This window comes from Pseudomonas sp. TE4620, from assembly GCF_056279045.1.
Map to the genome: position 1 here is coordinate 3,109,220 of NZ_JBWBQO010000001.1, position 25,399 is coordinate 3,134,618.

The following is a 25,399-nucleotide window of genomic DNA, read 5'->3' on the forward strand; positions in this document are numbered from 1 at the left end:
CGGGGGCTCAGGTGTTGGACTTGAGCCTGGTCCACAGCCGTGTGCTCAGGCGGGCGATGGCCGGCGGCAGGTCTTCGACGGTGAAGAGTTTTTCCATCACGCGCTTGGGTGGGTAGATCGCCGCATCGTCCTTGACCGTCGGCGCCAGGAACGCATCCGCCGCGCTGTTAGGGTTGGCGTAGTGGATGCTGTTGCTGACGTTGGCGATCACCTGCGGGTCGAGCAGGTAATTGAGGTAGGCGTAGGCGTTTTTCTCATGGGGCGCGCTCTTGGGGATGACCAGCATGTCCATCCACAGGGTCGAGCCCTCCTCCGGGATCGAATAGGCGATCTCGATGCCATTGTTGGCTTCCCTGGCGCTGGCCGCGGCCTGGACCACGTCACCGTTGAAGCCGATCACCGCGCAGATATTGCCGTTGGCCAGGTCACTGATGTACTTGGAGGCATGAAAGTACTGCACATAGGGGCGGATCTTCAGCAGCGCCTGTTCGGCCTGCTTGTAGTGCGCAGGCGTGTGGCTGTGGTGCGGCAGGGCCAGGTAGTTGAGGGTGATCGGCAGGATCTGCGTCGGGTTGTCGATGATCGCCACGCCGCACTGGCTGAGCTTCTTAATGTTCTCAACGTCAAACAACAGCTTCCACGAACGGGTGACGTCGGTACTGCCGAAGATCGCCTTGATCCTCTCGACGTTGTAGCCAATGCCGGCGGTGCCCCACATATAGGGGAATCCATACTGGTTGCCCGGGTCGTTGACCTCGAGCTTTTTCATCAGCAGCGGGTCGAGATTCTGCCAGTTGGGCAACTGGCTGCGGTCCAGCGGCTGGATCGCCCCGGCCTTGATCAGCCGCGACATGAAGTGGTTGGAGGGGCTGACCACGTCATAGCCGGTGTTGCCGGTCATCAGCTTGGACTCGAGCACCTCGTTGCTGTCATGAATGTCGTAGGTGGCCTTGATACCGGTCGCCTTGGTGAAGCTGGGCAAGGTGTCGTCGGCGATGTAGCCGTTCCAGTTGGAGATGTTCACTTCTTCCACGGCCTGGGCGGCAGTGGCACAGGTGGCGAGCAAGGCAACCAGGGGCAGGGTTTTGCATGACATGATCAATCACCTTTTGGCGAGCTTTGTTTTTGTTGGGCTAGGTGGGGTCAGATTTCAGTCCTGGCTCGCAGCGCTTCCACGCGCATACGCAGCATGGCACCGATGTCGAGCAGCGGCTTGGGCGGTAGCCAGCCGGGTTGCGCGCGGGCCATGACCGAGGTCAGCAGCGGTGAGCTTTGGCCGCTGGCAAGCTCTGCCAGCAAGCGCCCCCACAGGGTGCCGCGGGCGACACCCGAACCATTGCAGCCGGCCACGGCAAACACGCCCTCCTCGACCCGGGCGAAATACGCCTGGCCGGAGCGCGAGGCGCTGAGGTGGCCGCTCCAGGTGAACTGGATATCTTCGGCGCCAAACCACGGAAAGCGCCGCTGCAGGCCGCGCAGGTGGTGCCGCTGACGCTGGGCCAGTTCACTCGGGTTGAGGTCGCGGGCACGGTATTCGGCAGTGTTGCGGATCATCACCCGGCGGTCCGGGGTCAGGCGTACTGTGGCGCCCAGCGGCCGGGTCGAGAGCACGCCCCAGGGCTCGACGTTGCCGATGGCGCGGAACTCGGCGTCGGTCATCGGCCGGGTGAGGCTGGCGCTGAGCTCCATGGCAAAGGTGGCGCTGTGATCGATGCCGGCACGCGGGATAAAAGCGTTCAGGCACACCAGCACCTGCTTGGCTTCGATACTGCCATCGGCAGTATTGGCGCGAATCCCGCCCTGGCCGAGGCGCTCAAGGCCGCTGATATCGGTGTCTTCGTACAGCGTGACACTGGCTGGCAATGCATCGAGCAAGCCTTTCACGTACTTGGCCGGTTGCAGCAAGGCATTGCCGTTGCCGCACCAGATCGCAGCCTGGTAATGACCGCTACCAAGCCTGTGCTTGAGCGCCGCGCCTTGCAGGAACTGCGCCTCGGCACCCACGGCACGCAGGGTTGCCAGCTTGGCTTCGACCTGGCTGAGTTTGTCTGGGTCGTTGACCGCAAAAAAGTAGCCGTCGTCACGAAACTCGCAGTCGATGTTGTGGCGCGCGATGCGCTGGCGCACTTCGTTGCTGGCGGCCTGGCCGATCGTGGTGTCGATTTCGTAGTCGGCAAAGCCCGGGCGCCCCAGTAGTTCGCTGTCTGCCGGGTGCTCATGGGCGACGACAAAACCGGAATTGCGCGCCGACGCGCCTTGCGCAGCGCTCTGGCGATCGACCACGACAACCCGCGCCTGCGGGTGCATCTCGGCCAGGGCATGGGCGGCGCTGAGCCCGGTGATGCCGGCGCCGATCACCAGCCAGTCGGCTTTTTGTGCGCCGCTCAGCCGAGCGCGTGCCGGTGAACTGCCCGCCAGGGCAATCCAGCCACATTGGTTTTTCATGCATTACCTCTCGACCTGTATGCACACAGCGCATGGACGTTTTATGCTGGTGGCGGTTGCCATGGCCAGAATTTAAAAGGTCTGTGCCGATTCAACCAACGTTATAAATTCATCGGGGCATTCGAAAAACGCATGGATAAAGTTCGCCACCTGCCTTCACTGCAAGCCCTGCAGGCGCTGGTCGCCGTTGCCGATGCCGGCAGCTTCACCCAGGCCGCGCACCGCCTGTGCCTGACCCAGAGCGCGGTGAGCCGCAAGATTCAGTTGCTGGAGAGCCACTTTGGCGTGGCCATGTTCGTGCGCAGCAGCCGCAGCCTGCAGCTCACTGCCGAGGGCGAGCAGGTACTGGCCAGCGCGCGGAGCATTCTCGAGCAACTGCAAAGCCTTGAACAACGCCTGTCGCCGCAACAGCGCCCGTTCCGCATCCGCATGCATGTGTCGCTGGCGGTGCGCTGGCTGCTGCCGCGGCTCAACGAGTTCTATCGCTTGCACCCGGACATCTCGCTGGCGATCGAGACCGTGGCCACAGAGCTTGTCGAGCCGGGCAGTGAAAGCGATGCCTACATCGTTTACCTGCCGGCGCCATCCAGCGATCCTGCCTGCACGACGCTGTTCGAGGAAACCCTGGTGCCGGTGTGCAAACCCGGCCTGGGGCTGGGCTCAGAGGCCGGCCTGAGCCGCTTCGCCTTGCTCCATGGCTCCACCGACCAGCAGACCTGGAGCCAATGGCTGGCGGTGCGGGGTAACAAGGCGCTGGCGGATTACCGGCACCTGCCCTTCAACCTCGACGAACTGGCCCTGGATGCGGCAGCGCGTGGCCTGGGGGTGGCGATGACCGACCTGACTCTGGCGCAGGAGTCGATCGATCGTGGCGTGCTGGTCGTGCCGTTCGGCCAGCCGCTGAAAACCGGCGGGGTCTATTCGTTGTGCCTGCAGGCGGCAGGGGCCGGGCATCCGGCGTGTGCGCTGGTGATGCAGTGGTTTGCCGAGCAGAGCGGTGGCTGATCCTGTTACATTCTGTGCCTACTCCACCTTCTAGAGCCTGAAAATGGATCTTCACGCACTGCTTGCCTTCACCCTGGTTGCCGCGATTGCCATCGCCAGCCCTGGCCCCGCCACGCTGATGGCGATCAACAACAGCCTGGCCTATGGGCCGCGTTTCGCGGTGTGGTCTTCACTGGGCAATGCCAGCGGGCTGTTCTGCCTGTCAGCGGCGGCCATGCTCGGCCTCGGTGCCCTGCTGGCCAGCTCCGAATGGCTGTTCAACGCGGTGAAGATCCTCGGCGCCGGCTACCTGTTCTACCTCGGTGCCAAACAGCTGATGAAAAAGAGCCCGATGCTGGCGAGCGACGTTGCCGCAGGCCAGGAACAGGTCAAGCCATCGCGCTTGAAGCTGTACAAATCGGCGTTCCTCACCGCTGCCACCAACCCCAAGGCAACGATGTTCTTCACCGCGCTGTTCCCGCAGTTCATCGACCAGAGCGCCGCGCTGCTGCCGCAGTTCCTGATCCTCACGGCGATCTTCATGGCCTTGTCGCTGACCTCGCTAAGCCTGTACGCCGCCCTCGCCTCGCGGGCCAAGGGCGTCCTGACCCGGCCGGCGTTCTCACGCTGGGTCAGCCGGGTGGTGGGTTCGACGTTTATCTGCTTTGGCGCGGCGATCCTGACCATGCGCCGTCAGGGCGCTTGATCCGCAGAGCAGCGTAAACCTTGTGGGCGCTGGCCTTGCCAGCGATCGAACGGGTAGCGGTCGCAAATCGGGCAATAATTGATGTGTTGACTGAAACGGCCGCATCACACCACGCTGGCGCGCTGCAGGCTGCTGACATGCCCCACTCCGGCCGCCTGTAGGCGGCTGACCAGATCGGCACGAGCCGCGCCGCCGCCGGCGCGGATGTATTCAAGCTCCGCCGCGGTGATCAGCACCACCGGTACCAAGGTGACGGGCGATAGCGGCATGTCTTGAAGGCGGGTCGGGAAGTCTGGCGCCGGGCCGCCCAACAGTACACCGATGCTGTCGTCGTCGGTGACGAAGTGTTTGGGCACCTGACTGGCTATGTGGTGCGATTCACTGAACCCGGGCAGTTCCAGGGACAGCGCGCCGTAGCGCTCCAACTGCTGGGTGATGCCACCGGCATCGGCCACGGTCTTGGCGATGTTCTCGATCAGCTCGAAGGCCCAGCTGCCCTTGAACGGGTCGACTTCGCCCAACGGCCCACGGGCATGTTCGGGAATGTCCGGGGTTTCGACGAACAACTCCATCTCGAAACCATTGCCCTGCCCCTGGTCATCGTCGAAGGGGTCGGACAAGCCTTCGGTTGCCAGGATGATCGAGTCGCCACGGCGCACCACGCGGTAGGCCTGGCGGGTCGAGGGCCAGTGCGGGCCACCGGCAAAGCTGGGGCTGATGAGGTAGGCCAGGACATCGCGCTCCACTGTGCCGACACTGCTCCAGTGACGATCCAGGCAGGCTTCGCTGGCAAGCCTGGCGGCCTGGTTGTCGGCTTCAGCTTGCAGGATTGGCGGGGTTTCCTGGGACGCTGGCTGTTTAAATGCGTCGAGCAGTTTTTTGAAGATGTTCATCGGCGATCCTTGCGAAGTGGACAGCAATGCTAACCACTCACTAGCATCCGTACTACCCTTGGCCAACCAGCAAACCGATCTGATGCCTCCTTCGCTGAAAACCTGCTGGCCCTCAAGCTGGCGCAACGTGCCCGGCATTGACTACAGCGCACCGACCCTCGACCTGCAGGCCCTTGTGCCGAAAGCCGGCGACAAGACCTGGGCGCAGTTCGACCGGCACGATGCTGTGCAGGCTGGCGAGACCGTGCAACTGCTATGGTGCCCGCCGCTGTCCGCCGTCAATGGCTGGAGCGAGCAGCCTTCGGAAATTGCCCAGAGCTACTTGCTCAAGGCAAAGGTGCTCTGCAGCAGGGGCGACAGCCATGAACTCGACATCCTTGGTAGCGAGCAACTACTGCCCATGCTCAGGTCGCTGCCACGCGAGCAGAGCGCCTGGTCGCTGGGGCAAATCGCTACTGAACAAGGGCCGATCATTGCCCTGGAGGAAGCCTGCTGGAGTGCCCGCGCGGTGGTCGGGGGGCTGACCTACCTGAGTGCCTGCACGCCGTTTGAAGCGCATATGGAACTGCTGCTCGAGGTGACAGGCGATGAGGTTTTCGGGCTGTTCTCGGCGCATGTCGACCCGGGCGGCGCTTTCTATTCGTTAGGCCGGCGCACGCTGGAAGGTCGGGAGCTCATGGCGGTTGAGCAGGCGCTGAAGGTTGCTCGGCCACTCAAAGACCTACACGACAACTACCTGCGAAGCTAGGGTTTGTACGAAAAGTCGCCGAGCGGCGATCAGGCAAGGCGAAAACAGGCGAGGAACGGCCGGGGTCGCGCACGACTTTACGAGTTGTAAATGAGCATTCCGAGCCTGTTTTCAACGCAGCATGATCGTCGCGCAGGCACTTTTCGTACAAAGCCTAAGGGCCTACTGGCCAAGCAACTCCCGCGACATCAACCACTGCGCCTTGCCCCACGCCTCGAACTGCTCGCGCACGCTCCAGCCGCGTTTGGCGTAGTACGCGCTCTGGTCATGGGTGTGCAGGTACAGGGTGGCCACGCCGCGCTCCCGGGCCTGCTGGCAGATTCCTTCAATCAGTTTTTCCGCCAGGCCTTGCCCGCGGGCTTGCGGTTCAACCAGCACACACGCAAGCCAGGGCCCAAGCTCCGGGCGCCCGGGCAAGTCGTCGCGAGCCAGCGCGGCACCGCCAAGCAAGCGGCCGTCTTGCAGCGCCACCAGGCATTGCCAGTCGCCATTGCGCTGGCCCTCGGCAAACTCGCGCTGCCATTGCTTGAGCGGGATACCGGCGTATTCGTAGCTGAATTGCCGGTACAGCCGCTCAGCGAAGGTGTCGCAGTGCTGCATGTGCTGTTCAAGCCATTCCAGGTTCGGCATGTGATGTCCTTTTTTGTATTTTGGCTCAGGCGCCAGAGCGCTCGGGCAACAGGCTACGGTCAAACACGAACGGCGTCTCGGCTTTTGGCGTGTGTTCGAACAGTTGCTGCGGCCGGCCCATTTTCGGGAAGTTCTTTTCGCCGGTGTCGCGAATCCAGCCTTCGTCCTTCATGCGCTCCAGGCGCTTGCGCAGGGAGGTGTTGTTGACCGGGTGACCCAGGCAAGCCTGCACCGCGTTCAAGGCATCGAGCACGGTGAAGCGCTCCGGCGCCAGGTACAGCGGCAGGTTGGTGTACACCGCCTTGGAGGCCAGGCGCTCGCAGGCCAGTTGCACCAGCAGGTTGTGGTCGAACGGCAGTACCCGCTTGCGGCCGATGACGCTGGCGACGTCGACAAAGCACAGCTGCTCGCTGCCGGCCTCGACCTGCGGGCCCAGCAAGGCCAGGTAGTAGGTGCTCATCGACCAGCCGCGCGGGTCGCGAAAGGCATTGCCTTCGGTGCCCACCTGTTCCAGGTGACGCGGCAAAATCCGCGCTTTTTCGCTCATCGCCCGGTCCGCCGCGGCCGCCAGGGTGTTGTCCGGGGTGCGGCCGTTGACGATCACCCCCGGCAGCGCCCATTCACCTTCGTGGGGCGCGCGCTCGCGCCGGTACAGCAACACTTGCAGCTGTTTGCTTTCGGGATGCAGGCGCAACGCGACGATGTCGACGCTGGCCAGTACTTCTGCAGCACTCACTGTGGACTCCTATACACCTCAAACTCGTCAACGATGTCGGCCAGGCACCAGGCCGCCGGCAGCGCCTGGCCACTGCGCAGGCCGGCGCGGATCGCCGAGCTGTGCACGCCCAGTTGCTCCTCGGCTACCAGCAGGCCGAAGTCCGCCAGCAGTTCCTGGCCTCGGTAAAAGCCCGCGACATTGGCCTGGTTATCCTCGCCGATGACCAGGGCGATATCAGCGCGGGCAATACCGCTGCGCTCGCTCAAGGCACAGAGCAAATCATAGCTGTACACCGCCCCGCCCTCGCCGCCCAGCTCTCGCTCCACCGCCGAGCAACTGACCCGCGGGTTATCCAGGCGCGCGATCAGCCGTTGCAACCAGCGCCAGCGCAGGTCGAAGTCGACCATGCGCTTGCCATGGGCATGCCGGTAACTGGGCACCACGAGCACCTGCTCGGCCCACTGCAGCGCCCGGGTGATCACGCTCAAATGCCCGGGGTGCGGCGGGTCAAAGGCCCCACCGTAGACCGCCAGGCGAAACCGCACCGGAGCCGACTCATATATTTCACTATGCATACTATATCCACCATGATTGCTTGTGAAAAAGAAAAAGCGGTTGACATACATATTACACCTAGTGAATTATGTGTCCACACCCAGCGCAGGAGGCACCGCATGAAAATCGCCAGCTTCGATGTCGACGCCCAGAACGGCTTCACCGACAACGCCCCCAATGAGTTACCGGTACCCGGCGGCGCCGAGATCGCCCCGGCCCTCAACGCCATGGCCGAACGCGCCAGCCTGCGCATCGGCAGCAAGGATGCGCACACGCCAAAAGCCGCCTGGGTGGTCGGCAGCCACGCCGAGATGCTGCAGCCGCTGGGCATGGCCAACGCCGACCTGACCTGGGTCAGCCACTGCGTACCGGGCACGCCGGGCTTCGAGCTGCTGGCCGGCCTGCCCGCGCCGATCGACTACGACTTTTTCGTGTGGAAAGGCATCGAGCCCGACCTGCACCCTTACGGCGCCTGCTACCACGACCTGGCCAACCGCCGCTCCACCGGAGTCATCGAATACCTCAAGGTGCATGGCGTGCAGGCGGTGATCGTCGGCGGCCTGGCCCTGGATTTCTGCGTCAAGAACACCGCCCTGCAATTGCAGGCTGCAGGCTTGCAGGTGTTCCTCTATCAACCGGCGTGCCGGGCGATTTGTGCCCAGGGCGGCGCCGAGGCCCTGGCCGAGATGACCGGGCACGGCGTGATCGCCTGCGCCGACCTCGCCAGCCTCGACCAGCAACTGAACGCATTCAAGGGAGCATGAACATGAGCGAGAGCGTCTTCGGCCCAAGCATCATCCAGAACCTGCTGGACACCGACTTCTACAAAATCACCATGATGCAGGCGGTACTGCACAACTACCCCAACGCCGAGGTGGAATGGGAATTCCGTTGCCGCAACAGCGAAGACCTGACCCCGTACCTGGCCGAGATCCGCTACCAGATCGAGCAACTGGCCGAGGTCTCGATCACTCAGGATCAACTGGCGTACCTGGGGCGCATCCCCTTCATCAAGCCGGACTTCATCCGCTTTCTCAGCCTGTTCCGCTTCAACCTGCGCTACGTGCACGTTGGCATCGATGACGCCGGACAACTGGCAATCCGCCTGCGCGGACCCTGGCTGCACGTGATCCTCTACGAGATCCCGTTGCTGGCAATCGTCTCGGAGGTGCGCAACCGCTACCGCTACCGCGAAGTGGTGATGGAGCAGGTCGGCGAGCGCCTGTACCAGAAACTCGACTGGCTCAAGGCCGAAGCGTCGCCAGCGGAACTGGCCGGCCTGCAACTGGCTGATTTCGGCACCCGCCGGCGCTTTTCCTACCGGGTCCAGGAGCACGTGGTACACACCCTCAAGCAGGATTTCCCGGGGCGTTTTGTCGGCACCAGCAACGTGCACCTGGCCCGCGAGCTGGACATCAAGCCGATCGGCACCATGGCCCACGAATGGTTCATGGCCCACCAGCAACTGGGCCCGCGGCTGATCGACAGCCAGGTCGCCGCGCTGGAATGCTGGGTCAAGGAATACCGCGGGTTGCTGGGCATCGCCCTGACCGATTGCATCGGCATGGACGCCTTCCTCAAGGACTGCGACCTGTACTTTGCCAAGCTGTTCGACGGCCTGCGCCACGACTCCGGCGACCCGTTGCTCTGGGCCAACAAGGCCATCGCCCACTACGAAAAACTCGGTATCGACCCCAAGAGCAAGACCCTGGTGTTTTCCGATGGCCTGAACTTCGCCAAGACCCTGCACCTGTACCGCGAGCTCAGCCCGCGGATCAACGTCAGCTTCGGCATCGGCACCAACCTGACCTGCGACATTCCAGGTGTTGAGCCGATGAACATCGTGATCAAGATGACCGCCTGCAACGGCGCGCCGGTGGCGAAGATCTCCGACAGCCCGGGCAAGACCCAATGCCGCGACGAGAACTTCGTCAGCTACCTCAAGCACGTGTTCAAGGTCGAAGGCCAGTGAAGGAGCAGCACATGAACAGTCGTCAGATCGAGATTGCCCAGGCCCTGGGCGTGGTGGCGCCCTTCGCAGACGGTGCGGCAGTGGCGAGTGAGATCCGCCAGCGCATCGACTTCATCAAGCAGACCCTGCTCGAAGCGCGCCTGAAAGTGCTGGTGCTGGGCATCAGTGGCGGCGTCGACTCGTCCACCGCCGGGCGCCTGGCACAGTTGGCGGTCGAGCAATTGCGCAGCGAACAGGCCGACAACGGCTACCGCTTCATCGCCATGCGCCTGCCGCACAACACCCAGCATGACGAGCCCGATGCCCAGGCGGCCCTGGCCTTTGTCGGCGCCGATGAGTGCGTGACGGTGAACATTGCCGATGGCGTTCAGGGCCTGGCCGGGCAACTGCCGCAACTGGCCACACTGGCTGACAGCCAGCGGGATTTTGTCCTCGGCAACGTCAAGGCACGCCTGCGCATGCTCGCTCAGTACACCCTGGCCAATGCCCGCCATGGCCTGGTGATCGGCACCGACCATGGCGCCGAAGCGGTGATGGGGTTTTTCACCAAGTTCGGTGACGGCGCCTGCGACCTGGCGCCGCTGAGCGGGCTGGGCAAAGGCCAGGTGCGGGCCATCGCCGCCGCCCTCGGTGCGCCTGAACACCTGGTACACAAGGTGCCGACCGCCGACCTTGAAGAGTTACGCCCGGGCCTGGCCGACGAGCAGGTCTACGGCGTCAGCTACGCGCAGATCGATGCCTTTTTGCACGGCGAAGAGGTCGATGACGCCGTGGCCACAACCATCATCAGTGCCTACGACAAGACCCGGCACAAGCGCGAATTGCCCAAGGCACCCAAGACAAGTTTCGCTACAATGCCGCCACCTTGAATGGACTCACCGGAGCTTGTTGTGCAACGTCTGATCATCACACTGGCAGCCGCGACCCTCACGGGCTGCGCGACGCCTTCCAAGGACAGTCTCGACCAGTACATCGGCAACATGCTCGCCCAGCCGCTGTCGGCCAACAGTTTGTATCGCGAAGGCGATGTGCTGAGTTTCCAGATCAAGGTACCGGCCAACAACGGCCTGAGTGATCGCAGTTTCCAGCTCGAAGCCTCGTGCATCGAGCCGAACGTGGCGATCATGTACCTGGACGCCGACCAGCGTGCCTACTTCAAAAGCACCAGCGGCTATGCCCCACCGCAGCCGATGCCGGCTCGCTACCATGCCACCCTGCTGAATAACCCCAGCTTCGCCCAGGCCTGCAAGGCTCAAGCAAAGCCCGACTGGCGCAAGCTTAAAGGTGAAGAGGGCGAGCCATGGGTGCTGGTCGAGCGCAACAGCATCGCCAAAATCGGCGACGAGGTCAGCCTGTGGGCCGCCTTCGACCAGCCGAGCATCCTCCTCGACCTGCCGTACAACGCCCCCTACGCGCAAAAGCGTGAGCATCACCGCTTCAACTGCAGCACCGGCACCTACACCCTGCTGGCCGGCTACGATGTCGATGCCGACAACCGGGTCACCGACGGCATGGTCCCGTCACTGCCCAAGCCCGCGCCTGTGGCTGGCAGCAACGCCGATTACCAGGCGCTGTACGATCTGGCCTGCGCAACGCCGGACAAACTCGCGCAACTGGCGCTGTTCAGCCCGCGCTTCAAGGCACCGATCGTCACCGGGGTGATGCCGCCGGTCAGCCCGTCGGTGATGGTCGCCCTCGAGCGCCTGCAACTGCCCACGCCAGTGCAGCCGCTAACCTACCTGGAAACCGTCGGCAGCTCGACCATGAAAGGCAAGACGTCGCCCATGCGCGAAGAGCACTTTCTCTCCGTCGATGCCAACAGCCGCCAGCAAGTGCTGATCCTGCGTGGCAAAGGCTATGAGGCGCAAAAGGTCACCTGGCGCGGATTGATCCCGCTGGTAAGCAAAAGCGACTTTACCGGCATGAGTGAAAGCAGCGCGCTGACCAGCCTGAGCTTCAAGGGTGACTGGAAGACCATGGCGGTGGGCAGCAAACTCAGCTATTCACAGCAAGGTGTGACCAACAACAGCGTGATTGGCCAGTACGACAAGGATCTGAAGATCACCGAGTGCACCGTGCAACAGCAACTGCCGGCCAACACCCTCAACGCCAGCTTGAGTGGCAATGCCAAGGCACTCGACTGCAGCGTAAAGGGTGACGAGTACAAACGCGTGAATCACCTGTTCTACCTGGAAGACTACGGCTACTTCTTCAATGCCAGCACCGACAAGAACGCCTTTTACTACAGCGACCTGCGTCTGCAGACGGTGAAGTGAACCCCTTGGGGCCCTCTCACCTCCAAGCCACGAGTTGATCACAACCCTGGCACAATGATTTGCACCGACGGCGATCCTTGTACAGAATCGCCGCCTTTGCCTCGAAAGGATGCGTGCAATGAAGTTCGAAGGGACTTTCCAATACATGGGCCAACACGGGATCGTCTTCAACGTCTCGCAGATCACCCTCACCGACAGCGAACGCGGGCGCCTGCGTGAGCTGCATTTTGGCGAAGCGAAAAGCGCTCACTATGAAGTGAACAGCAAGGTGGTCGAGGTCTACGACAAGATGCTCGCCAAGAACCTGCCGTGCACCATGATGATCGGCATCTCCAAGCCGTTGACCCGCCAGCAGGGCGACGTGCTCAATGCCCAGCGCACCAAGGTCGCCAACCTCGCCGCCTCGGCCTTCGCCGGCGCCGCCAGTTCCGTCGCCTCGCCCTATGTCGGCGTCCCGGTGGGTGCCGGTGTGCGCATGTACGCCAACGAAATCCTGCCCACCTACCATGCCGGCGACGTGCTGGTCAGCATTGAAGCGCGGGTCAACGGCGGCATCGGCCCGCAGAGCACCATTTCGACCCTGATCATCAAGACCTGAGTGAAGCCGCACATGTCCGAGATTACCCAGCTGGTTCTGGCCCTGGTGCTGTTCTTTTTGCTTGATCGCTTTCTCAAGCCCTACCCGCTGCGCAAGTGGCTGGGCCTGGCGCTGGTGGCCGCTGGCGCGGTCGGCTGCGTAGCGGCAAGCCAGGCCCGCCTGCTGGGGGCCGACCTGGGGCTGCTGTCGATCTTCGCCGTCGCCCTGGGTGTAGGGCTGTTCCTCAAACGTCGTCGGTTTGCGCCGGTTGGCTGAGCGTTTCCTGGGGCTGATCGCTAATTTGGGATCGGTCCTACCTTGATACCGGAGTAGTACGACATACGCCCGAAATTGATTTGGGCATCTTTCCCTGCACGTCGATGAGGTGCGCCTGGCGCGTCTGTATTACACAGGGAAGGTTGTTGTGCAGATCGAAAAAACCTATGAGTACGCCGGCAACTTCGGCATTGTTTTCCACGTCTCGCAAATTGTGGTCCTGCCGGAAGATCGCGCGAAGCTGCGCGAGTTGCATATCAGCGAGGCGAAGGGGGCGCACTATCAGGTCAACACAATGCTGGTGGCGCTCTACGATAGAATGCAGGCCGGTAATCGTGTTTGTGAGATGAGAGTCGCTGTTTCCCAACCGCTTAATCGGCGTCAAGCAGACAAGCTGAATGACCAGAGAATTTATACTTCCGGTGTTGTCGGCAGCGCTGCAGGGGGGCCTGTCGGCCTGCTTACAAAGGCAATCGTCGGAACAGCCGTTACAGCGATAACAACTTACTTGGCCAAGCGCAGACTCCCCACTCACCACGCGGGTGACGTAATCGTCATTATCCAGGCACTTGTCAGCGGCGGCATCGGCACTCAGCAGTCAAGCGTTTCGACGATCATCAAGAATCAAGGCTGAAAACACATGACGGAATTCGGTCAATTTTTTATCGCCTTCGTATTCTTCGCACTGATTGAGCGCCTGCTCAAACCCTCGAAATTACGAAAATGGCTAAGCTTGATATTCTTGATGGGCGGCCTGCTGGGTAGAGTCACGCTGAGCGAAAAAAGTTACTGGGGCGGCTTTGATCTGTATCTGGTTTCGCTTTTTGCAATTGTCGGAGGACTTGAGTTGTTCTTCAGACGCAACCGCCACGAAGACGATGACTGAGCAGAGCACACATCATGTCTGAAGTTACCCAGCTATGTTACGCGTTGATCATCATCGCCTTTCTGGATCACTGCCTGAAGCCCTACCTGATTCGTAAATGGCTAGGGTTGTTCCTAGTGCCAATACTCGTATTCTGCGCAGGTACGACGCTGATCATCGGACGTCGCAAGTTTCAACCTGACGAATGAGTGAGTATCTTCAATACACCATCCTTCTGGTTGTGTTTTACCTCCTGTATTTCCTCATCAAGCCTTATCGGCTAAGAAAACGTTGTGGCGTCGTATTGTTTGGCGTCGGCATGATTGCTAGCTACCTGCTTCCAGCCCGGGTAGGTTCATTGGATATCGAATTCATCGCCATCTGCATCACAGGGGCCGGCGGTGCGCTGTTCATGACACGACGCAAGTATCTCGAACATGGCTGACCCGCTTCTTAGCTGCCCCTCTCTAACTTGGGGCCACTCCTACTACCTCGCAGGGGACACATTGACCTGCACCTGATTGCACTTTTTGCAATTCTTGGTGGCCTGGCGTTGTTCTTCAGGCGCAACCGATTCGATGAGGACGCTTGAGTGCTGCCCATGTCTGACGCTACCCAGCTGTGCTACGCACTGATCCTGACTGCATTTATGGATCATTGCCTGAAACCCTATTTACTCCGCAAATGGCTGGGCCTGGCGCTGATGACAGCCGCCGTTGCGTTGCAATTTGTACCCGGCGGCCTCTATTGGCATGAGTTGAATCTGAAACTGTTCCCTTTGTTCGTATTGTTCGCGGGCATGACTCTGGTTAAGGGACGCCGCAAGTTTCAACCCGACGAATGAATGAATATCTTCTAGGCGGGTCTTTTGCCGACGTCGCCATCTGCGAGAGTCAAGGTTAAAAAAGACCATGTCAGAGTCCAATCAATTCTTCCTCGTCCTGGCGTTTTTCATCCTCATAGACCGTCTGATCAAGCCCTACAGGCCACGAAAATGGCTCGGTCTTACCTTCCTGGGTGGCGGCTTGCTTGGCAGGTTAACGCTGACCGAAAGCCATTGGCTTGGCTTTGACTTGCACCTCGTTTCACTCTTTGCCGTTGTCGGTGGGCTGGAGTTGTTCTTCAGGCGCCACCGATTCAATCCCGAACGCTGGGCCTGAGCAGGGTGTAAGCCATGTCTGCAATTACACATATGTGCTTCGCAATGATCCTGATGTCCGTGGTGGACCACTGCCTGAAACCTTACCCGATCAGAAAGTGGCTGGGGATTTCGCTTTGGGCGGGCGGCACTTATGGTCTGTTCGCATTCCCTGACACATACTGGTACGGACTGGACATCTGGCTGGTGTCATTGCTCATCTCAGGTTCCGGCTCCAGTTTATTCTTCAGGCGTCGCAGGTTTGACCACCTGGACTAAATGGCTCTTTACCCGCACCGCTCTGCGCCCTAAGCTGTCCCCTCCCCCATCTCCCCGAGGTATTCGTCCAATGCGCCATTAATGCCGCCGTCTTTGCGACGGCCAGTCTTCAGCCCCTTTGCGGGGGACGTCGCGGGCATTTCTTGGAGTTTTGCATGACGAATACGTCGATCCTGACGCTGGACAGCGTCACCCTGGCCTTGCCGGATGGCCGGCTTTTGTTTTCCGATCTTGTCGAGACCTTCGACCAGCGCCGCACCGGCCTGGTCGGTCGCAATGGCGTGGGCAAGTCGTTGCTGGCGCAGGTTTTGGCCGGGCGCTTGCCGCCCAGCGAAGGCCGCTGTTTGCGTCGTGGCCGGGTGCACTATGTGGGTCAGCATCTGGCCGATGCCGATGCCACGGTGGCGGACCTGGCCCAGCTGCGCGAGGTGATCGATGCCTTGCTGCGCATCGAGGCCGGCAGCACCCAAGACGCGGACTTCGATTGCGTCGGCGAGCGCTGGGACATTCGCGAACGCCTGCAGGCGCAGCTTGATCTGCATGGCCTGGGGCAACTGAACTGGGCGCACTGTGCAGCGGCGCTGAGCGGCGGCCAGGCGATACGCGTGGCGCTGCTCGGGGCCTTTGTCAGTGATGCCGATTACCTGATTCTCGACGAACCCAGCAACCATCTGGACGCCACCAGCCGGGAGGCGCTGATGACCCTGCTCGAGGGCTGGAACAAGGGCCTGCTGGTGATCAGTCATGACCGCGCGCTGCTTGAGCGCATGGAGCGCATCGTCGAACTCTCGCCCCTGGGCCTGAGCAGCTACGGCGGCAATTACAGCGTCTACGCCCAGTGCAAAAGCGCGCAGACCGAGCAGGCCGAACGCACCCTGGAACGCCTCAAGCTCGAACGCCAGCGCCAGGCCCGCGAGCTGCAGCAACAGCGCGAGCGCCTGCAGCGCCAGCAGTCACGCGCCAGCAAGGCTGCGCGTTCGGCCAACCAGGCGAAGATCCTTCTCGACCGCCAGCAGCAACGCAGCGAAACCACTGCCGGCAAGCAGCAGCGTGATCATCAGGCGGCGCGCCAGGCGCTTAACGCACAGGTGCGCGATGCGGCGCAGCAGGTTGAATCTGCCAGCCCGATCGTGATCCATGCGCCCGCGCCGCTACAACCGAGCGGCAGTCAGGTAGTCGTATTTCAAGACCTGCAATTACCCTTCGCCCACCAAGGCCTGGTCGATCTCAGCCTGTATAGCGGCGAACGCCTGGGCCTGGTCGGCGCCAATGGCAGCGGTAAATCCACCTTGCTCAAGGTACTGGCCGGGCAATTGGCGCCGGCCGCGGGGACGTGTGAAGTACGCAGCGAAGTCGCCTTGCTCGACCAGCACTGCAGCCTGCTGCCCGCCGGGCAATCGGTGCTCGATTACCTGCGCAGCGCCAGCGCCAACCCGGATGAAAGCCTGCTGCGTACGCGCCTGGCGCAACTGGGCCTGGGCGCCGAGCGCATCAGTTTGCCCAGCGGCGTGCTCAGCGGCGGCGAACGGCTCAAGGCAACCCTGGCCGGGGTGCTGTACCGCGACACCCCGGTGGGCCTGCTGTTGCTTGACGAGCCGAGCAACCACCTCGACCTGCCCTCCCTCGCTGCCCTTGAAGCGATGCTGCGCCAGTATCGTGGGACCTTGCTGGTTGCGTCCCACGACCGGGTGTTCATGCAGCAACTAGAGCTGGACGGCTACCTGCAACTGGGCGAGGGCTCAGAACTGCACATCCGCGCTTGATTGCAGGCGGGCAAAGGCGCCGCCCAGGGTCAGGTTGTGGTGGGCGATGATCGCCTCGGCGGGCAAGCCTGGGGTGTCCATGCAGGTGTGGGCATCACTGACCAGTACGACGTTGAAGCCAAGCTCGCGGGCAACCCGGCAGTTGGTGTCGACGCAGTACTGGGTCTTGAGGCCGACGATGACCAGTTCATCGATAGCGGCTTCACGCAGTTGATCGGCCAGCGTGGTAGCAAAGAAGGCACTGGGCCGGGTTTTATCGAAGACCGTGTCGCGTGCGGGATCAATCGCCAGGGCCGGCAACAACTGCCACGCGGGGCTGCCGGCGGCAATCGGCGAACCTTCGGGCCCGGTGTGGCGAACCGCAAAAACCGCTGCCTGGGCGTTATGCGCAGCGCCGATCAGGCTGTTGATCCGGTTGAGCACCTGCTCACCCTGCCAGGGTTGTTCGGGGCCGTGGAACAAACCCACTTGCATATCCAGGACCAGCAGTGCGCGTTTTGCTTGCATCTTCATCTCCGTGTGATTGGCCAGCCCGGACGGAGAAAAGACAAGGCCCCGTCCATTGCTGGCGGGGCCTTGGATTACCTGCTGCCTAAGGTTATGCAGCCGTACCCGCCCCGCGTATGGCGGTGGTAGTGGTACGCGACGAGGTCAGCAGGCAAATCTTCATAGCTCGATAATGCGCCCGGGCCAGGCAGCGGTCAACGCTTGTTTTCCTCGGCCAGGCCCAGGTGATCCAGCGGCAACGGCCCGTGCGCCTTGACGGTCTGGATGGCGAAGTTGCTGCGGATATCGCTGACGCCGGGCAATTTGAGCAAGGTGTCGATGAGAAAGCGCTCGTAGCTGCGCAGGTCCGGCACCACCACTTGCAAAAGGAAGTCCGACTCGCCGGACACCAGGTGCGCGGCAATTACCTGCGGTAGCGCCAGCACCGCCTGCTGAAAGGCCTGGGCGGCTGGCTCGTGGTGGCGCTCGACCTTGACCCCGACGAACACGGTCAGGCCCAGGCCGACTTCATCGCGGTCCAGTTGCGCGGCGTAGCCCTTGATCAGCCCCGCCTCTTCCAGCAGACGCACCCGGCGCAGGCACGGCGACGGCGACAGGCCAATGGCTTCAGCCAGCTCGACATTGCTCAGGCGGGCATTGCGCTGCAAAGCTTCGAGAATCTTGCGATCAAAAGCGTCGAGGGTGGGTTTTGGCATGATCTTAATTCTGAGCGGTAGATCGTGGCAGTTTATAGCAATACACCTGGGCAAACACGCAACAATCGCAAGCACCTGCCAGGCCTTTCGCGCTTAGAATTTTCTCGTCCCGTTATTTGCGCAGGAGCCCGTCATGTCTCAATACAGCCTGTTTTGCGCCGCCTTGCTGGTGGTCTACCTGGTGCCCGGCCCGGACATGTTCCTGCTGCTTAATACCGGCGCCAGCCAGGGCAAGCGCCAGGCCCTGGTGACCGCCTTGGGCCTGGCCCTGGCCCGCGCGGCGCACGTAAGCCTGGCGGCATTGGGCCTGGCCGCCCTGCTACGCAGCCACCCCTGGGCGTTTGACCTGCTGAGCATTGCCGGCGGTATTTACCTGGCCTGGCTCGGCTGGCAATTGCTCTGCGCCCCGGTTGCGCCGCTGCCGCCGCGTCACAGCGGGGTCCAGCAGCGCGGGCACTGGCAGGCGGCATTGCGCCAGGGCCTGTTGACCAACCTGCTCAACCCCAAGGCGCTGCTGTTCTGCTCGGTACTGTTGCCGCAGTTCATCGACCCGCACGGCGCTGCGGTCGGCCAGCAGTTTGCCGTGCTCGGCACGGTGCTGGTGGTGGTCGGCCTGGGTTTTGACGGGCTCTATGCCCTGAGTGGCGATCGCCTGGGGCGCTGGCTGGCCGCCAGCCCCTGGAAGCAGAAACTGCAGAACCGCGTGTTCGGCACCCTGTTGATCGGCTTCGGCATGCGTCTGGCACTGCTGCGCCAGCTCGGTGGCTGAAGATTTTCACTGCGACCAAGGTCCAATCTATGACTGGGCGTTCCCGATCTGCACGGGATGTATTATCGTGGCCGAGTGCGCAATAAGAACCGCCTGCCTGAGCAGGCATCTGCAACCGAATCGAGGGTGCCATGAGTAACGAAAGCATTAACTGGGACAAGCTGGGCTTCGACTACATCAAGACCGACAAGCGCTACCTGTCCTATTTCCGTAACGGCGAGTGGGACAAGGGCACCCTGACCGAAGACAACCAGCTGCACATCAGCGAAGGCTCGACCGCGCTGCATTATGGCCAGCAATGCTTCGAGGGGATGAAGGCCTACCGCTGCAAGGACGGCTCGATCAACCTGTTCCGCCCGGACCAGAACGCCCTGCGCATGCAGCGCAGCTGCGACCGCCTGCTGATGCCGCAGGTGCCGACCGAACAGTTCATCGACGCCTGCAAGCAAGTGGTCAAGGCCAACGAGCGTTTCATTCCGCCGTATGGCAAAGGTGCGCTGTACCTGCGTCCGTTCGTCATCGGCGTGGGCGACAACATCGGCGTGCGGACCGCGCCGGAGTTCATCTTCTCGATCTTCGCCATCCCGGTCGGCTCGTACTTCAAGGGCGGCATGACCCCGCACAAGTTCCTGATTTCCGACTACGACCGCGCCGCGCCACAAGGCACCGGCGCTGCCAAGGTCGGCGGCAACTACGCGGCCAGCCTGCAACCGGGCTACAAGGCCAAGCAAGCCGGCTTTGCCGACTGCATCTACCTTGACCCGCTGACCCACACCAAGATCGAGGAAGTCGGCTCGGCCAACTTCTTCGGCATCACCGCCAACAACGAGTTCATCACGCCGAAGTCGGCCTCCGTGCTGCCGGGCATCACCCGCCTGTCGCTGATGGAGCTGGCGCAATCGCGCCTGGGCCTGAAGGTCATCGAAGGCGACGTGCTGATCAACAACCTGGACCGCTTCGTCGAAGCCGGCGCTTGCGGCACCGCTGCGGTGATCACCCCGATCGGCGGCATCCAGTATGGCGACAAGCTGCACGTGTTCTACAGCGAAACCGAGGTTGGCCCGGTTACCCAGAAGCTCTACAACGAGCTGACCGGTATCCAGAGCGGCGACATCGAAGGCCCGGCGGGCTGGATCGTCAAGGTCGCCTGATGCGCTGAACCGCCATCGCGGGCCAAAGCGGATCGCGGGTCAAGCCCGCTCCCACAGGTGATCGCAAATCCTGTGGGAGCGGCGGTGCGGCGATCCGACTTGACCCGCGATGCTCTCCCCCCTAGATGAATTTTTCTTTAACCCGGGCACCGCCTATTCTTTGGCACAATCAAGTCTCTACCCGCCGCCCAGGTAAAAGCATGCCCCGCGTACTGACTATCGAAGACGACGCTGTCACCGCCCAGGAGATCGTCGCCGAACTTTCCAGCCATGGCCTGGAAGTGGATTGGGCCGACAACGGCCGTGAAGGCCTGGCCAAGGCGATTGCCGGTGGCTACGACCTGATCACCCTGGACCGGATGCTGCCGGAAGTCGACGGCCTGACCATCGTCACCACCCTGCGCACCCTGAAGATCGCCACGCCGATCCTGATGATCAGCGCCCTTTCGGATGTCGACGAACGGGTCCGTGGCCTGCGCGCCGGCGGTGATGACTACCTGACCAAGCCGTTCGCCTCCGATGAAATGGCCGCCCGCGTCGAGGTGCTGTTGCGCCGCAACAGCGTGCCGCTGGCGCAGACCCGCCTGCAGGTTGCCGACCTTGAGCTGGATTTGATCAGCCACGAGGCCAAGCGCGGCGAGCAGACCCTCAACCTGCTGCCCACCGAGTACAAGCTGCTGGAATTTCTCATGCGTCACGCTGGCCAGGTGATTACCCGGATGATGATTTTCGAGGAAGTCTGGGGCTATCACTTCGACCCGGGCACCAACCTGATCGACGTACACATCGGACGCTTGCGCAAGAAGATCGACGCCGCCGGCCAGACACCGCTGATTCGCACCGTGCGGGGCTCGGGCTATGCCATTGCCGAACCCGTCTAAGGGCTGGAGCTCGTCCACCAGCCGCCTGCTGGCGCTGTACAGCTTTCTGTTCGTGGCCTGGAGCAGCATCCTCATGGGGGTGCTGTACTTCGAGGTATCAGGCTACCTGAACAAGCTCACCCGCCACTCCCTGCTGCAGCGCCAGCACCTGTTCGCGCACATGAGCGGCAAGCAGCTCGATGATGCGCTGATTGCCAGCCAGGCCTTCGAAGAGCGCAGTTTTGATGCCTATGGGCTGTTCGACGCGCAGTTCAATGCGCTCGGCGGGCAGGTTCGCCAGATCCCGCCCGAACTCGGCCTGGACGGCAAGATCCACGAACTGAGCCGCTGCCTGGACGCCGACGACCCGCACCTGCCCCGTGACAGCTGCGATGCAGTGGCGATCAAGGTCCGCGATGGCCGCTGGCTGGTGCTGGTGCGCGACAACGGCTCGCTGTTCGTGGTCACCCGGATCATCCTCCACGCCCTGCTCTGGGGCCTGTCGCTGACCATCATTCCCGGCATCGCCGGCTGGTACCTGCTGCGGCGCAGGCCGCTCAAGCGTATCCGCGCGATCCAGGCCAGCGCCGAGCAGATTGTTTCCGGCGACCTGACCCGGCGCCTGCCGTTGTCGTCGCGGCGCGACGAGCTGGACATGCTGGCGGCCATCGTCAACGCCATGCTCGACCGCATCGAGCGCCTGATGCATGAAGTCAAAGGCGTCTGTGACAACATCGCCCACGACCTGCGCACCCCGCTGACCCGCCTGCGCGCCCAGCTCTACCGCATCCGCCAGCAGGCCGGCGATGATTCGCCGCAGGCCGAAGCACTGGAACAGGCGATTGGCGAAACCGACACGCTGATGGCGCGCTTTCGCGGGTTGCTGCGCATCAGCGAGCTGGAAGACCGCCAGCGCCGCGCCGGGTTTGTCGAGCTTGACCCGCACGGGCTGCTGCAGGAGCTGCACGACTTCTACCTGCCGCTGGCCGAAGACGGCGAGATTGGACTAACGCTGGAAATGCCCGAGCAATTGCCGGCGCTGCACGGTGATCGCGAGTTGCTGTTCGAGGCGCTGGCCAACCTGGTCGGCAACGCGATCAAGTTCACCCCGGCCCAGGGCCAGGTACTGATGCGCGCGTTGAGCGATGCCAAGGGCCTGCATATCGAGGTGCACGACAGCGGCCCGGGGATTCCCGTGGACGAGCGTGGGGCGGTGTTGAAGCGCTTTTATCGCAGTGAGGAAGGCCAGCGTCACCCGGGGTTCGGGCTGGGCCTGTCGATTGTGGCGGCGATCGTTGACCTGCATGGCTTTGAACTGGAGGTCGGCGAGAGTGAGCTGGGTGGGGCGAAACTGGTGTTGCACTGCAGGACGGGTGTAGTCAGTTAGGGCCTCATCGCGGGGCAAGCCCGCTCCCACAGAGGATTGCAGTCTTCTGTGGGAGCGGGCTTGACCCGCGATTACTTAGTCAGCCAAGCGCCAGGTCGTGCCGCCCTTGCCGTCTTCCAGCACCACGCCCATGGCGGTCAGCTGGTCGCGGATGCGGTCGGATTCGGCCCAGTTCTTGTCGGCACGCGCTTGCAGGCGCGCCTGGATCAAGGCTTCAACCTCGGCAGCATCGACCTTGCCTTCGGCGCCGGCACGCAGGAAGTCATCGGCGTCCAGTTGCAGCACACCGAGCAGATCACCCAGTTCGCGCAGGCGACCGGCCAGGCCGGCAGCGGCCTGTGGATCGTTCTCGCGCAGGCGATTGATCTCGCGCACCAGGTCGAACAGCACGGCGCAGGCTTCAGGGGTGCCGAAGTCGTCGTTCATCGCCGCGGTGAAGCGCTCGACGTACTCCTCGCCACCTGCAGCCGCCACCCGTGGCAAGCCGCGCAGGGCGTGGTAGAAGCGCTCGAGGGCACCCTTGGACTCGCGCAGGCTGTCTTCGGAGTAGTTGATCGAGCTGCGGTAGTGGCTCGACACCAGCAGGTAGCGCACCACCTCCGGGTGATACTTGTCGAGCACGTCGCGAATGGTGAAGAAGTTGTTCAAGGACTTGGACATCTTCTCGCCATTGATGCGAATCATGCCGCAGTGCATCCACGAATTGGCGTACTGCTTGCCGGTGGCGGCCTCGCTCTGGGCGATTTCGTTCTCGTGGTGCGGGAACTCCAGGTCGTTGCCACCACCGTGAATGTCGAAGCTCTCGCCCAGGCAGCAGGTGGACATCACCGAGCACTCGATGTGCCAGCCCGGACGACCCGCGCCCCAGGGCGATTCCCAGCTCGGCTCGCCGGGCTTGACGCCCTTCCAGAGGACGAAGTCGAGCGGGTCCTGCTTGGCTTCGTCGACCTCGATGCGGGCGCCGATGCGCAGGTCTTCGATCTTCTTGCGCGACAGCTTGCCGTAGCCGACGAACTTGCCGACCCGGTAGTACACGTCGCCGTTGCCCGGCGCGTAGGCATAGCCCTTGTCGATCAGGGTCTGGATCATCGCGTGCATGCCGGCGATATGGTCGGTGGCACGCGGCTCCTGGTCCGGCGGCAGGATGTTCAGGCGGCGCTCGTCTTCGTGCATCGCGTCGATCATGCGGGCGGTCAGGGCGTCGAAGCTTTCGCCGTTTTCGTTGGCCCGGTTGATGATCTTGTCATCGATGTCGGTAATGTTGCGCACATAGGTCAGGTCGTAGCCGCTGTAACGCAGCCAGCGGGTCACCAGGTCGAAGGCGACCATGCTGCGCCCGTGGCCCAGGTGGCAGAAGTCGTAGACGGTCATGCCGCAGACGTACATCCGCACCTTGTTGCCTTCAAGCGGTTTGAAGACTTCCTTGGTCTTGCTGAGCGTGTTGTAGATGGTAAGCACGAGAGTTCCTTAGCTGCCCCACGAATCGCGCAGGGTCACGGTGCGGTTGAACACCGGGCGACCCGGCTGGGAGTCTTTCAGGTCGGCGCAGAAATAGCCTTCGCGCTCGAACTGGAAGCGGTCTTCTGGCTGGGCCTGGCCCAGGGAAGGTTCCGCACGACAACCCGTCAGCACCTGCAGCGAATCAGGATTGATGTTGTCAAGGAAGTTGCCGCCATCTTCGGTCTTCTCGGGGTTGGCCGAGCGGAACAGGCGGTCGTACAGGCGTACTTCGCATTCGACGCTGGCCGCGGCCGGCACCCAGTGGATCACGCCCTTGACCTTGCGGCCTTCAGGGTTTTTGCCCAGGGTGTCGGGGTCGTACGAGCAGCGCAGCTCGACGATGTTGCCGTCAGCGTCCTTGATCGCCTCGTCGGCGCGGATCACGTAGCTGCCGCGCAGGCGCACTTCACCGGCCGGCTCCAGGCGCTTGTAGCCCTTGGGCGGCTCTTCCATGAAGTCGTCGCGGTCGATGTAGATTTCGCGGGCGAATGGCAGTGCGCGCACGCCCATGTCTTCTTTGGGGTGGCGCGGCAGTTCGAGGTTCTCGACCTGGCCTTCCGGGTAATTGGTAATGACCACTTTCAGCGGGCGCAGCACGCACATGGCGCGTGGCGCGGTGCGGTCAAGGTCGTCACGGATGCTGAATTCGAGCATCGACATGTCGACCACGCCGTCGGAGCGGTTGGTACCGACCATTTCGCAGAAGTTGCGGATCGACGCCGGGGTGTAGCCGCGACGGCGGAAACCCGACAGGGTCGACATGCGCGGGTCGTCCCAGCCGTTGACGTGCTGCTCATCGACCAGTTGCTTGAGCTTGCGCTTGCTGGTGATGGTGTAGTTCAGGTTCAGGCGGCTGAACTCGTACTGGCGCGGCTTGGCCGGCACCGGCAGGTTGTCGAGGAACCACTCGTAGAGCGGGCGATGGCCTTCGAACTCGAGGGTGCAGATCGAGTGGGTGATGCCTTCGATGGCATCCGACTGACCGTGGGTGAAGTCGTAGTTGGGGTAGATGCACCAGGCATCACCGGTCTGGTGGTGATGGGCATGACGAATGCGGTAGAGGATCGGGTCGCGCAGGTTCATGTTCGGCGAGGCCATGTCGATCTTGGCCCGCAGCACGCGCTCGCCATCCTTGAACTCACCGGCTTTCATGCGCGCGAACAGGTCGAGGTTGTCTGCAACCGAGCGCTCGCGGAACGGGCTGTTCTGGCCAGGGGTGGTCAGGTTGCCACGGTATTCCTTGGCCTGCTCCGGGGTCAGGTCGCAGACGTAGGCCTTGCCGGCCTTGATCAGCTCGACCGCCCAGTCGTGCAACTGGTCGAAATATTGCGAAGCGTAGCGCACCGGGCCGGTCCACTCGAAGCCCAGCCACTTGATGTCGCTCTGGATCGCGTCGATGTACTCCTGGTCCTCTTTGGCCGGGTTGGTGTCATCGAAACGCAGGTGACAGGCCCCACCGAATTCCTGGGCCAGGCCGAAGTTCACGCAGATCGACTTGGCATGGCCGATGTGCAGGTAACCGTTGGGCTCTGGCGGGAAACGGGTGACGATGCTGCTGTGCTTGCCCGAGTCCAGGTCTGCCTGCACGATCGGACGCAGGAAGTTCGCAGGGATGGCGGGAGCGCCTTTGGCAGCGGCGTTGGGAGCGGTGTCGGCAGTGGGCTTGCTCATAGGATCCTTGAATACGGGGTGCACGGCCTGGGTA

29 protein-coding genes are annotated in these 25,399 nt (G+C 62.5%); 19 read left to right on the plus strand and 10 right to left on the minus strand.

Annotation, left to right across the window (positions count from 1 at the left end):
• Positions 1–7: 7 nt before the first annotated feature.
• Positions 8–1,096, minus strand: a complete 1,089-nt coding sequence (locus tag ACZ9A3_RS14330; protein WP_476252843.1) for a polyamine ABC transporter substrate-binding protein — start codon at positions 1,094–1,096, stop codon at positions 8–10.
• 47 nt (positions 1,097–1,143) lie between these two features.
• Positions 1,144–2,445 carry an NAD(P)/FAD-dependent oxidoreductase gene (locus ACZ9A3_RS14335; RefSeq protein ID WP_213603805.1) on the minus strand — a complete coding sequence of 434 codons (1,302 nt, stop codon included), beginning with the start codon at positions 2,443–2,445 and terminating at the stop codon, positions 1,144–1,146.
• Positions 2,446–2,577: 132 nt separating this feature from the next.
• Here ACZ9A3_RS14335 and ACZ9A3_RS14340 point away from each other — a divergent pair, with 132 nt between their 5' ends.
• Both ACZ9A3_RS14340 and ACZ9A3_RS14345 read left to right on the plus strand, forming a co-directional pair.
• On the plus strand, positions 2,578–3,450 hold the full coding sequence (locus ACZ9A3_RS14340) for a LysR family transcriptional regulator (protein ID WP_093381050.1): 873 nt from the start codon (positions 2,578–2,580) through the stop codon (positions 3,448–3,450).
• 43 nt (positions 3,451–3,493) lie between these two features.
• Positions 3,494–4,135 carry a LysE family translocator gene (locus ACZ9A3_RS14345; protein WP_045194649.1) on the plus strand — a complete coding sequence of 214 codons (642 nt, stop codon included), beginning with the start codon at positions 3,494–3,496 and terminating at the stop codon, positions 4,133–4,135.
• 104 nt (positions 4,136–4,239) lie between these two features.
• Here the strand turns inward: ACZ9A3_RS14345 and ACZ9A3_RS14350 are convergent, their stop codons facing one another.
• Positions 4,240–5,028 (minus strand): suppressor of fused domain protein, encoded by a 789-nt coding sequence (locus ACZ9A3_RS14350; protein ID WP_093381047.1) that lies wholly within the window; start codon positions 5,026–5,028, stop codon positions 4,240–4,242.
• Positions 5,029–5,110: 82 nt separating this feature from the next.
• Between ACZ9A3_RS14350 and ACZ9A3_RS14355 the strand changes: the two genes are divergently transcribed.
• The gene (locus ACZ9A3_RS14355; RefSeq protein WP_476252844.1) at positions 5,111–5,776 is read left to right on the plus strand and encodes a hypothetical protein; all 666 of its coding nucleotides are present in this window, start codon (positions 5,111–5,113) and stop codon (positions 5,774–5,776) included.
• A gap of 162 nt (positions 5,777–5,938) precedes the next feature.
• Here ACZ9A3_RS14355 and ACZ9A3_RS14360 read toward each other — a convergent pair whose 3' ends face one another.
• Genes ACZ9A3_RS14360 through ACZ9A3_RS14370 form a run of 3 tightly spaced genes read right to left on the minus strand, consistent with a single transcriptional unit; the run spans position 5,939 to position 7,699 of the window.
• A complete protein-coding gene (locus ACZ9A3_RS14360) occupies positions 5,939–6,406 on the minus strand; it encodes a GNAT family N-acetyltransferase (RefSeq protein WP_093381044.1) in 468 nt (155 codons plus the stop codon).
• A gap of 25 nt (positions 6,407–6,431) precedes the next feature.
• A complete protein-coding gene (locus tag ACZ9A3_RS14365) occupies positions 6,432–7,142 on the minus strand; it encodes an NrtR DNA-binding winged helix domain-containing protein (protein WP_093381042.1) in 711 nt (236 codons plus the stop codon).
• A complete protein-coding gene (locus ACZ9A3_RS14370; RefSeq protein ID WP_093381040.1) occupies positions 7,139–7,699 on the minus strand; it encodes an adenylyltransferase/cytidyltransferase family protein in 561 nt (186 codons plus the stop codon). The genes ACZ9A3_RS14365 and ACZ9A3_RS14370 overlap by 4 nt, the downstream gene beginning before the upstream one ends.
• Before the next feature lie 99 nt (positions 7,700–7,798).
• On the opposite strand from ACZ9A3_RS14370, the gene ACZ9A3_RS14375 reads away from it, so the two are divergent.
• The 12 genes from ACZ9A3_RS14375 (at position 7,799) to ACZ9A3_RS14430 (ending at position 16,825) form a co-directional block, all read left to right on the plus strand.
• On the plus strand, positions 7,799–8,443 hold the full coding sequence (locus ACZ9A3_RS14375) for a nicotinamidase (RefSeq protein ID WP_093381037.1): 645 nt from the start codon (positions 7,799–7,801) through the stop codon (positions 8,441–8,443).
• Positions 8,444–8,445: 2 nt separating this feature from the next.
• Positions 8,446–9,651: a nicotinate phosphoribosyltransferase gene (gene pncB, locus ACZ9A3_RS14380; RefSeq protein ID WP_045194661.1), complete on the plus strand. Its 1,206-nt coding sequence runs from the start codon at positions 8,446–8,448 to the stop codon at positions 9,649–9,651.
• Positions 9,652–9,662: 11 nt separating this feature from the next.
• Positions 9,663–10,520, plus strand: a complete 858-nt coding sequence (nadE, locus tag ACZ9A3_RS14385) for an ammonia-dependent NAD(+) synthetase (protein WP_045194663.1) — start codon at positions 9,663–9,665, stop codon at positions 10,518–10,520.
• A 21-nt stretch (positions 10,521–10,541) separates the two neighbouring features.
• Entirely contained in the window at positions 10,542–11,927 is a 1,386-nt protein-coding gene (locus ACZ9A3_RS14390) for a hypothetical protein (RefSeq protein ID WP_476252845.1), read from the plus strand.
• Positions 11,928–12,045: 118 nt separating this feature from the next.
• Positions 12,046–12,525, plus strand: coding sequence for a hypothetical protein (locus ACZ9A3_RS14395; RefSeq protein ID WP_045194668.1), 480 nt, complete (start codon positions 12,046–12,048; stop codon positions 12,523–12,525).
• A gap of 12 nt (positions 12,526–12,537) precedes the next feature.
• Positions 12,538–12,780 (plus strand): hypothetical protein, encoded by a 243-nt coding sequence (locus ACZ9A3_RS14400; protein WP_093381029.1) that lies wholly within the window; start codon positions 12,538–12,540, stop codon positions 12,778–12,780.
• A gap of 148 nt (positions 12,781–12,928) precedes the next feature.
• Positions 12,929–13,414, plus strand: a complete 486-nt coding sequence (locus tag ACZ9A3_RS14405) for a hypothetical protein (protein WP_476252846.1) — start codon at positions 12,929–12,931, stop codon at positions 13,412–13,414.
• A gap of 6 nt (positions 13,415–13,420) precedes the next feature.
• The gene (locus tag ACZ9A3_RS14410; protein WP_476252847.1) at positions 13,421–13,666 is read left to right on the plus strand and encodes a hypothetical protein; all 246 of its coding nucleotides are present in this window, start codon (positions 13,421–13,423) and stop codon (positions 13,664–13,666) included.
• A 184-nt stretch (positions 13,667–13,850) separates the two neighbouring features.
• Positions 13,851–14,090 (plus strand): hypothetical protein, encoded by a 240-nt coding sequence (locus ACZ9A3_RS14415; protein WP_476252848.1) that lies wholly within the window; start codon positions 13,851–13,853, stop codon positions 14,088–14,090.
• 156 nt (positions 14,091–14,246) lie between these two features.
• Positions 14,247–14,489 carry a hypothetical protein gene (locus ACZ9A3_RS14420; protein ID WP_476252849.1) on the plus strand — a complete coding sequence of 81 codons (243 nt, stop codon included), beginning with the start codon at positions 14,247–14,249 and terminating at the stop codon, positions 14,487–14,489.
• A gap of 67 nt (positions 14,490–14,556) precedes the next feature.
• Positions 14,557–14,805 carry a hypothetical protein gene (locus ACZ9A3_RS14425; protein WP_093381016.1) on the plus strand — a complete coding sequence of 83 codons (249 nt, stop codon included), beginning with the start codon at positions 14,557–14,559 and terminating at the stop codon, positions 14,803–14,805.
• Positions 14,806–15,217: 412 nt separating this feature from the next.
• Positions 15,218–16,825, plus strand: a complete 1,608-nt coding sequence (locus tag ACZ9A3_RS14430) for an ABC-F family ATP-binding cassette domain-containing protein (protein ID WP_476252850.1) — start codon at positions 15,218–15,220, stop codon at positions 16,823–16,825.
• On the opposite strand, the gene ACZ9A3_RS14435 is transcribed toward ACZ9A3_RS14430, so the two are convergent.
• Together ACZ9A3_RS14435 and ACZ9A3_RS14440 are read right to left on the minus strand one after the other, a co-directional pair.
• Positions 16,802–17,332, minus strand: a complete 531-nt coding sequence (locus tag ACZ9A3_RS14435) for a cysteine hydrolase family protein (RefSeq protein WP_093387444.1) — start codon at positions 17,330–17,332, stop codon at positions 16,802–16,804. The genes ACZ9A3_RS14430 and ACZ9A3_RS14435 overlap by 24 nt on opposite strands.
• A 194-nt stretch (positions 17,333–17,526) precedes the next feature.
• Positions 17,527–18,027: an Lrp/AsnC family transcriptional regulator gene (locus ACZ9A3_RS14440; protein WP_476252851.1), complete on the minus strand. Its 501-nt coding sequence runs from the start codon at positions 18,025–18,027 to the stop codon at positions 17,527–17,529.
• A 133-nt stretch (positions 18,028–18,160) separates the two neighbouring features.
• On the opposite strand from ACZ9A3_RS14440, the gene ACZ9A3_RS14445 reads away from it, so the two are divergent.
• The 4 genes from ACZ9A3_RS14445 (at position 18,161) to ACZ9A3_RS14460 (ending at position 22,194) form a co-directional block, all read left to right on the plus strand.
• The gene (locus tag ACZ9A3_RS14445; protein WP_045194687.1) at positions 18,161–18,796 is read left to right on the plus strand and encodes a LysE family translocator; all 636 of its coding nucleotides are present in this window, start codon (positions 18,161–18,163) and stop codon (positions 18,794–18,796) included.
• A 131-nt stretch (positions 18,797–18,927) separates the two neighbouring features.
• Positions 18,928–19,947 (plus strand): branched-chain amino acid aminotransferase, encoded by a 1,020-nt coding sequence (locus tag ACZ9A3_RS14450; RefSeq protein WP_093381010.1) that lies wholly within the window; start codon positions 18,928–18,930, stop codon positions 19,945–19,947.
• Positions 19,948–20,147: 200 nt separating this feature from the next.
• Complete coding sequence (locus tag ACZ9A3_RS14455) at positions 20,148–20,828, plus strand: response regulator transcription factor (RefSeq protein ID WP_045194691.1); 681 nt, start codon at positions 20,148–20,150, stop codon at positions 20,826–20,828.
• Entirely contained in the window at positions 20,806–22,194 is a 1,389-nt protein-coding gene (locus ACZ9A3_RS14460) for a sensor histidine kinase (RefSeq protein WP_213603785.1), read from the plus strand. The genes ACZ9A3_RS14455 and ACZ9A3_RS14460 overlap by 23 nt, the downstream gene beginning before the upstream one ends.
• 75 nt (positions 22,195–22,269) lie before the next feature.
• On the opposite strand, the gene cysS is transcribed toward ACZ9A3_RS14460, so the two are convergent.
• Both cysS and ACZ9A3_RS14470 read right to left on the minus strand, forming a co-directional pair.
• Complete coding sequence (gene cysS, locus ACZ9A3_RS14465) at positions 22,270–23,652, minus strand: cysteine--tRNA ligase (protein ID WP_045194695.1); 1,383 nt, start codon at positions 23,650–23,652, stop codon at positions 22,270–22,272.
• A 9-nt stretch (positions 23,653–23,661) separates the two neighbouring features.
• Positions 23,662–25,365 carry a glutamine--tRNA ligase/YqeY domain fusion protein gene (locus ACZ9A3_RS14470; RefSeq protein WP_045194697.1) on the minus strand — a complete coding sequence of 568 codons (1,704 nt, stop codon included), beginning with the start codon at positions 25,363–25,365 and terminating at the stop codon, positions 23,662–23,664.
• Positions 25,366–25,399 lie beyond the last annotated feature (34 nt).

Bases quoted from the DNA above. Each gene is read 5' to 3' on its own strand.
- ACZ9A3_RS14330 (WP_476252843.1), bottom strand. From the start codon at position 1,096: ATGTCATGCAAAACCCTGCCCCTGGTTGCCTTGCTCGCCACCTGTGCC.
- ACZ9A3_RS14335 (WP_213603805.1), bottom strand. From the start codon at position 2,445: ATGAAAAACCAATGTGGCTGGATTGCCCTGGCGGGCAGTTCACCGGCA.
- ACZ9A3_RS14340 (WP_093381050.1), top strand. From the start codon at position 2,578: ATGGATAAAGTTCGCCACCTGCCTTCACTGCAAGCCCTGCAGGCGCTG.
- ACZ9A3_RS14345 (WP_045194649.1), top strand. From the start codon at position 3,494: ATGGATCTTCACGCACTGCTTGCCTTCACCCTGGTTGCCGCGATTGCC.
- ACZ9A3_RS14350 (WP_093381047.1), bottom strand. From the start codon at position 5,028: ATGAACATCTTCAAAAAACTGCTCGACGCATTTAAACAGCCAGCGTCC.
- ACZ9A3_RS14355 (WP_476252844.1), top strand. From the start codon at position 5,111: ATGCCTCCTTCGCTGAAAACCTGCTGGCCCTCAAGCTGGCGCAACGTG.
- ACZ9A3_RS14360 (WP_093381044.1), bottom strand. From the start codon at position 6,406: ATGCCGAACCTGGAATGGCTTGAACAGCACATGCAGCACTGCGACACC.
- ACZ9A3_RS14370 (WP_093381040.1), bottom strand. From the start codon at position 7,699: ATGCATAGTGAAATATATGAGTCGGCTCCGGTGCGGTTTCGCCTGGCG.
- ACZ9A3_RS14375 (WP_093381037.1), top strand. From the start codon at position 7,799: ATGAAAATCGCCAGCTTCGATGTCGACGCCCAGAACGGCTTCACCGAC.
- pncB (WP_045194661.1), top strand. From the start codon at position 8,446: ATGAGCGAGAGCGTCTTCGGCCCAAGCATCATCCAGAACCTGCTGGAC.
- nadE (WP_045194663.1), top strand. From the start codon at position 9,663: ATGAACAGTCGTCAGATCGAGATTGCCCAGGCCCTGGGCGTGGTGGCG.
- ACZ9A3_RS14395 (WP_045194668.1), top strand. From the start codon at position 12,046: ATGAAGTTCGAAGGGACTTTCCAATACATGGGCCAACACGGGATCGTC.
- ACZ9A3_RS14400 (WP_093381029.1), top strand. From the start codon at position 12,538: ATGTCCGAGATTACCCAGCTGGTTCTGGCCCTGGTGCTGTTCTTTTTG.
- ACZ9A3_RS14410 (WP_476252847.1), top strand. From the start codon at position 13,421: ATGACGGAATTCGGTCAATTTTTTATCGCCTTCGTATTCTTCGCACTG.
- ACZ9A3_RS14415 (WP_476252848.1), top strand. From the start codon at position 13,851: ATGAGTGAGTATCTTCAATACACCATCCTTCTGGTTGTGTTTTACCTC.
- ACZ9A3_RS14420 (WP_476252849.1), top strand. From the start codon at position 14,247: ATGTCTGACGCTACCCAGCTGTGCTACGCACTGATCCTGACTGCATTT.
- ACZ9A3_RS14425 (WP_093381016.1), top strand. From the start codon at position 14,557: ATGTCAGAGTCCAATCAATTCTTCCTCGTCCTGGCGTTTTTCATCCTC.
- ACZ9A3_RS14430 (WP_476252850.1), top strand. From the start codon at position 15,218: ATGACGAATACGTCGATCCTGACGCTGGACAGCGTCACCCTGGCCTTG.
- ACZ9A3_RS14435 (WP_093387444.1), bottom strand. From the start codon at position 17,332: ATGCAAGCAAAACGCGCACTGCTGGTCCTGGATATGCAAGTGGGTTTG.
- ACZ9A3_RS14440 (WP_476252851.1), bottom strand. From the start codon at position 18,027: ATGCCAAAACCCACCCTCGACGCTTTTGATCGCAAGATTCTCGAAGCT.
- ACZ9A3_RS14445 (WP_045194687.1), top strand. From the start codon at position 18,161: ATGTCTCAATACAGCCTGTTTTGCGCCGCCTTGCTGGTGGTCTACCTG.
- ACZ9A3_RS14450 (WP_093381010.1), top strand. From the start codon at position 18,928: ATGAGTAACGAAAGCATTAACTGGGACAAGCTGGGCTTCGACTACATC.
- ACZ9A3_RS14455 (WP_045194691.1), top strand. From the start codon at position 20,148: ATGCCCCGCGTACTGACTATCGAAGACGACGCTGTCACCGCCCAGGAG.
- ACZ9A3_RS14460 (WP_213603785.1), top strand. From the start codon at position 20,806: ATGCCATTGCCGAACCCGTCTAAGGGCTGGAGCTCGTCCACCAGCCGC.
- ACZ9A3_RS14470 (WP_045194697.1), bottom strand. From the start codon at position 25,365: ATGAGCAAGCCCACTGCCGACACCGCTCCCAACGCCGCTGCCAAAGGC.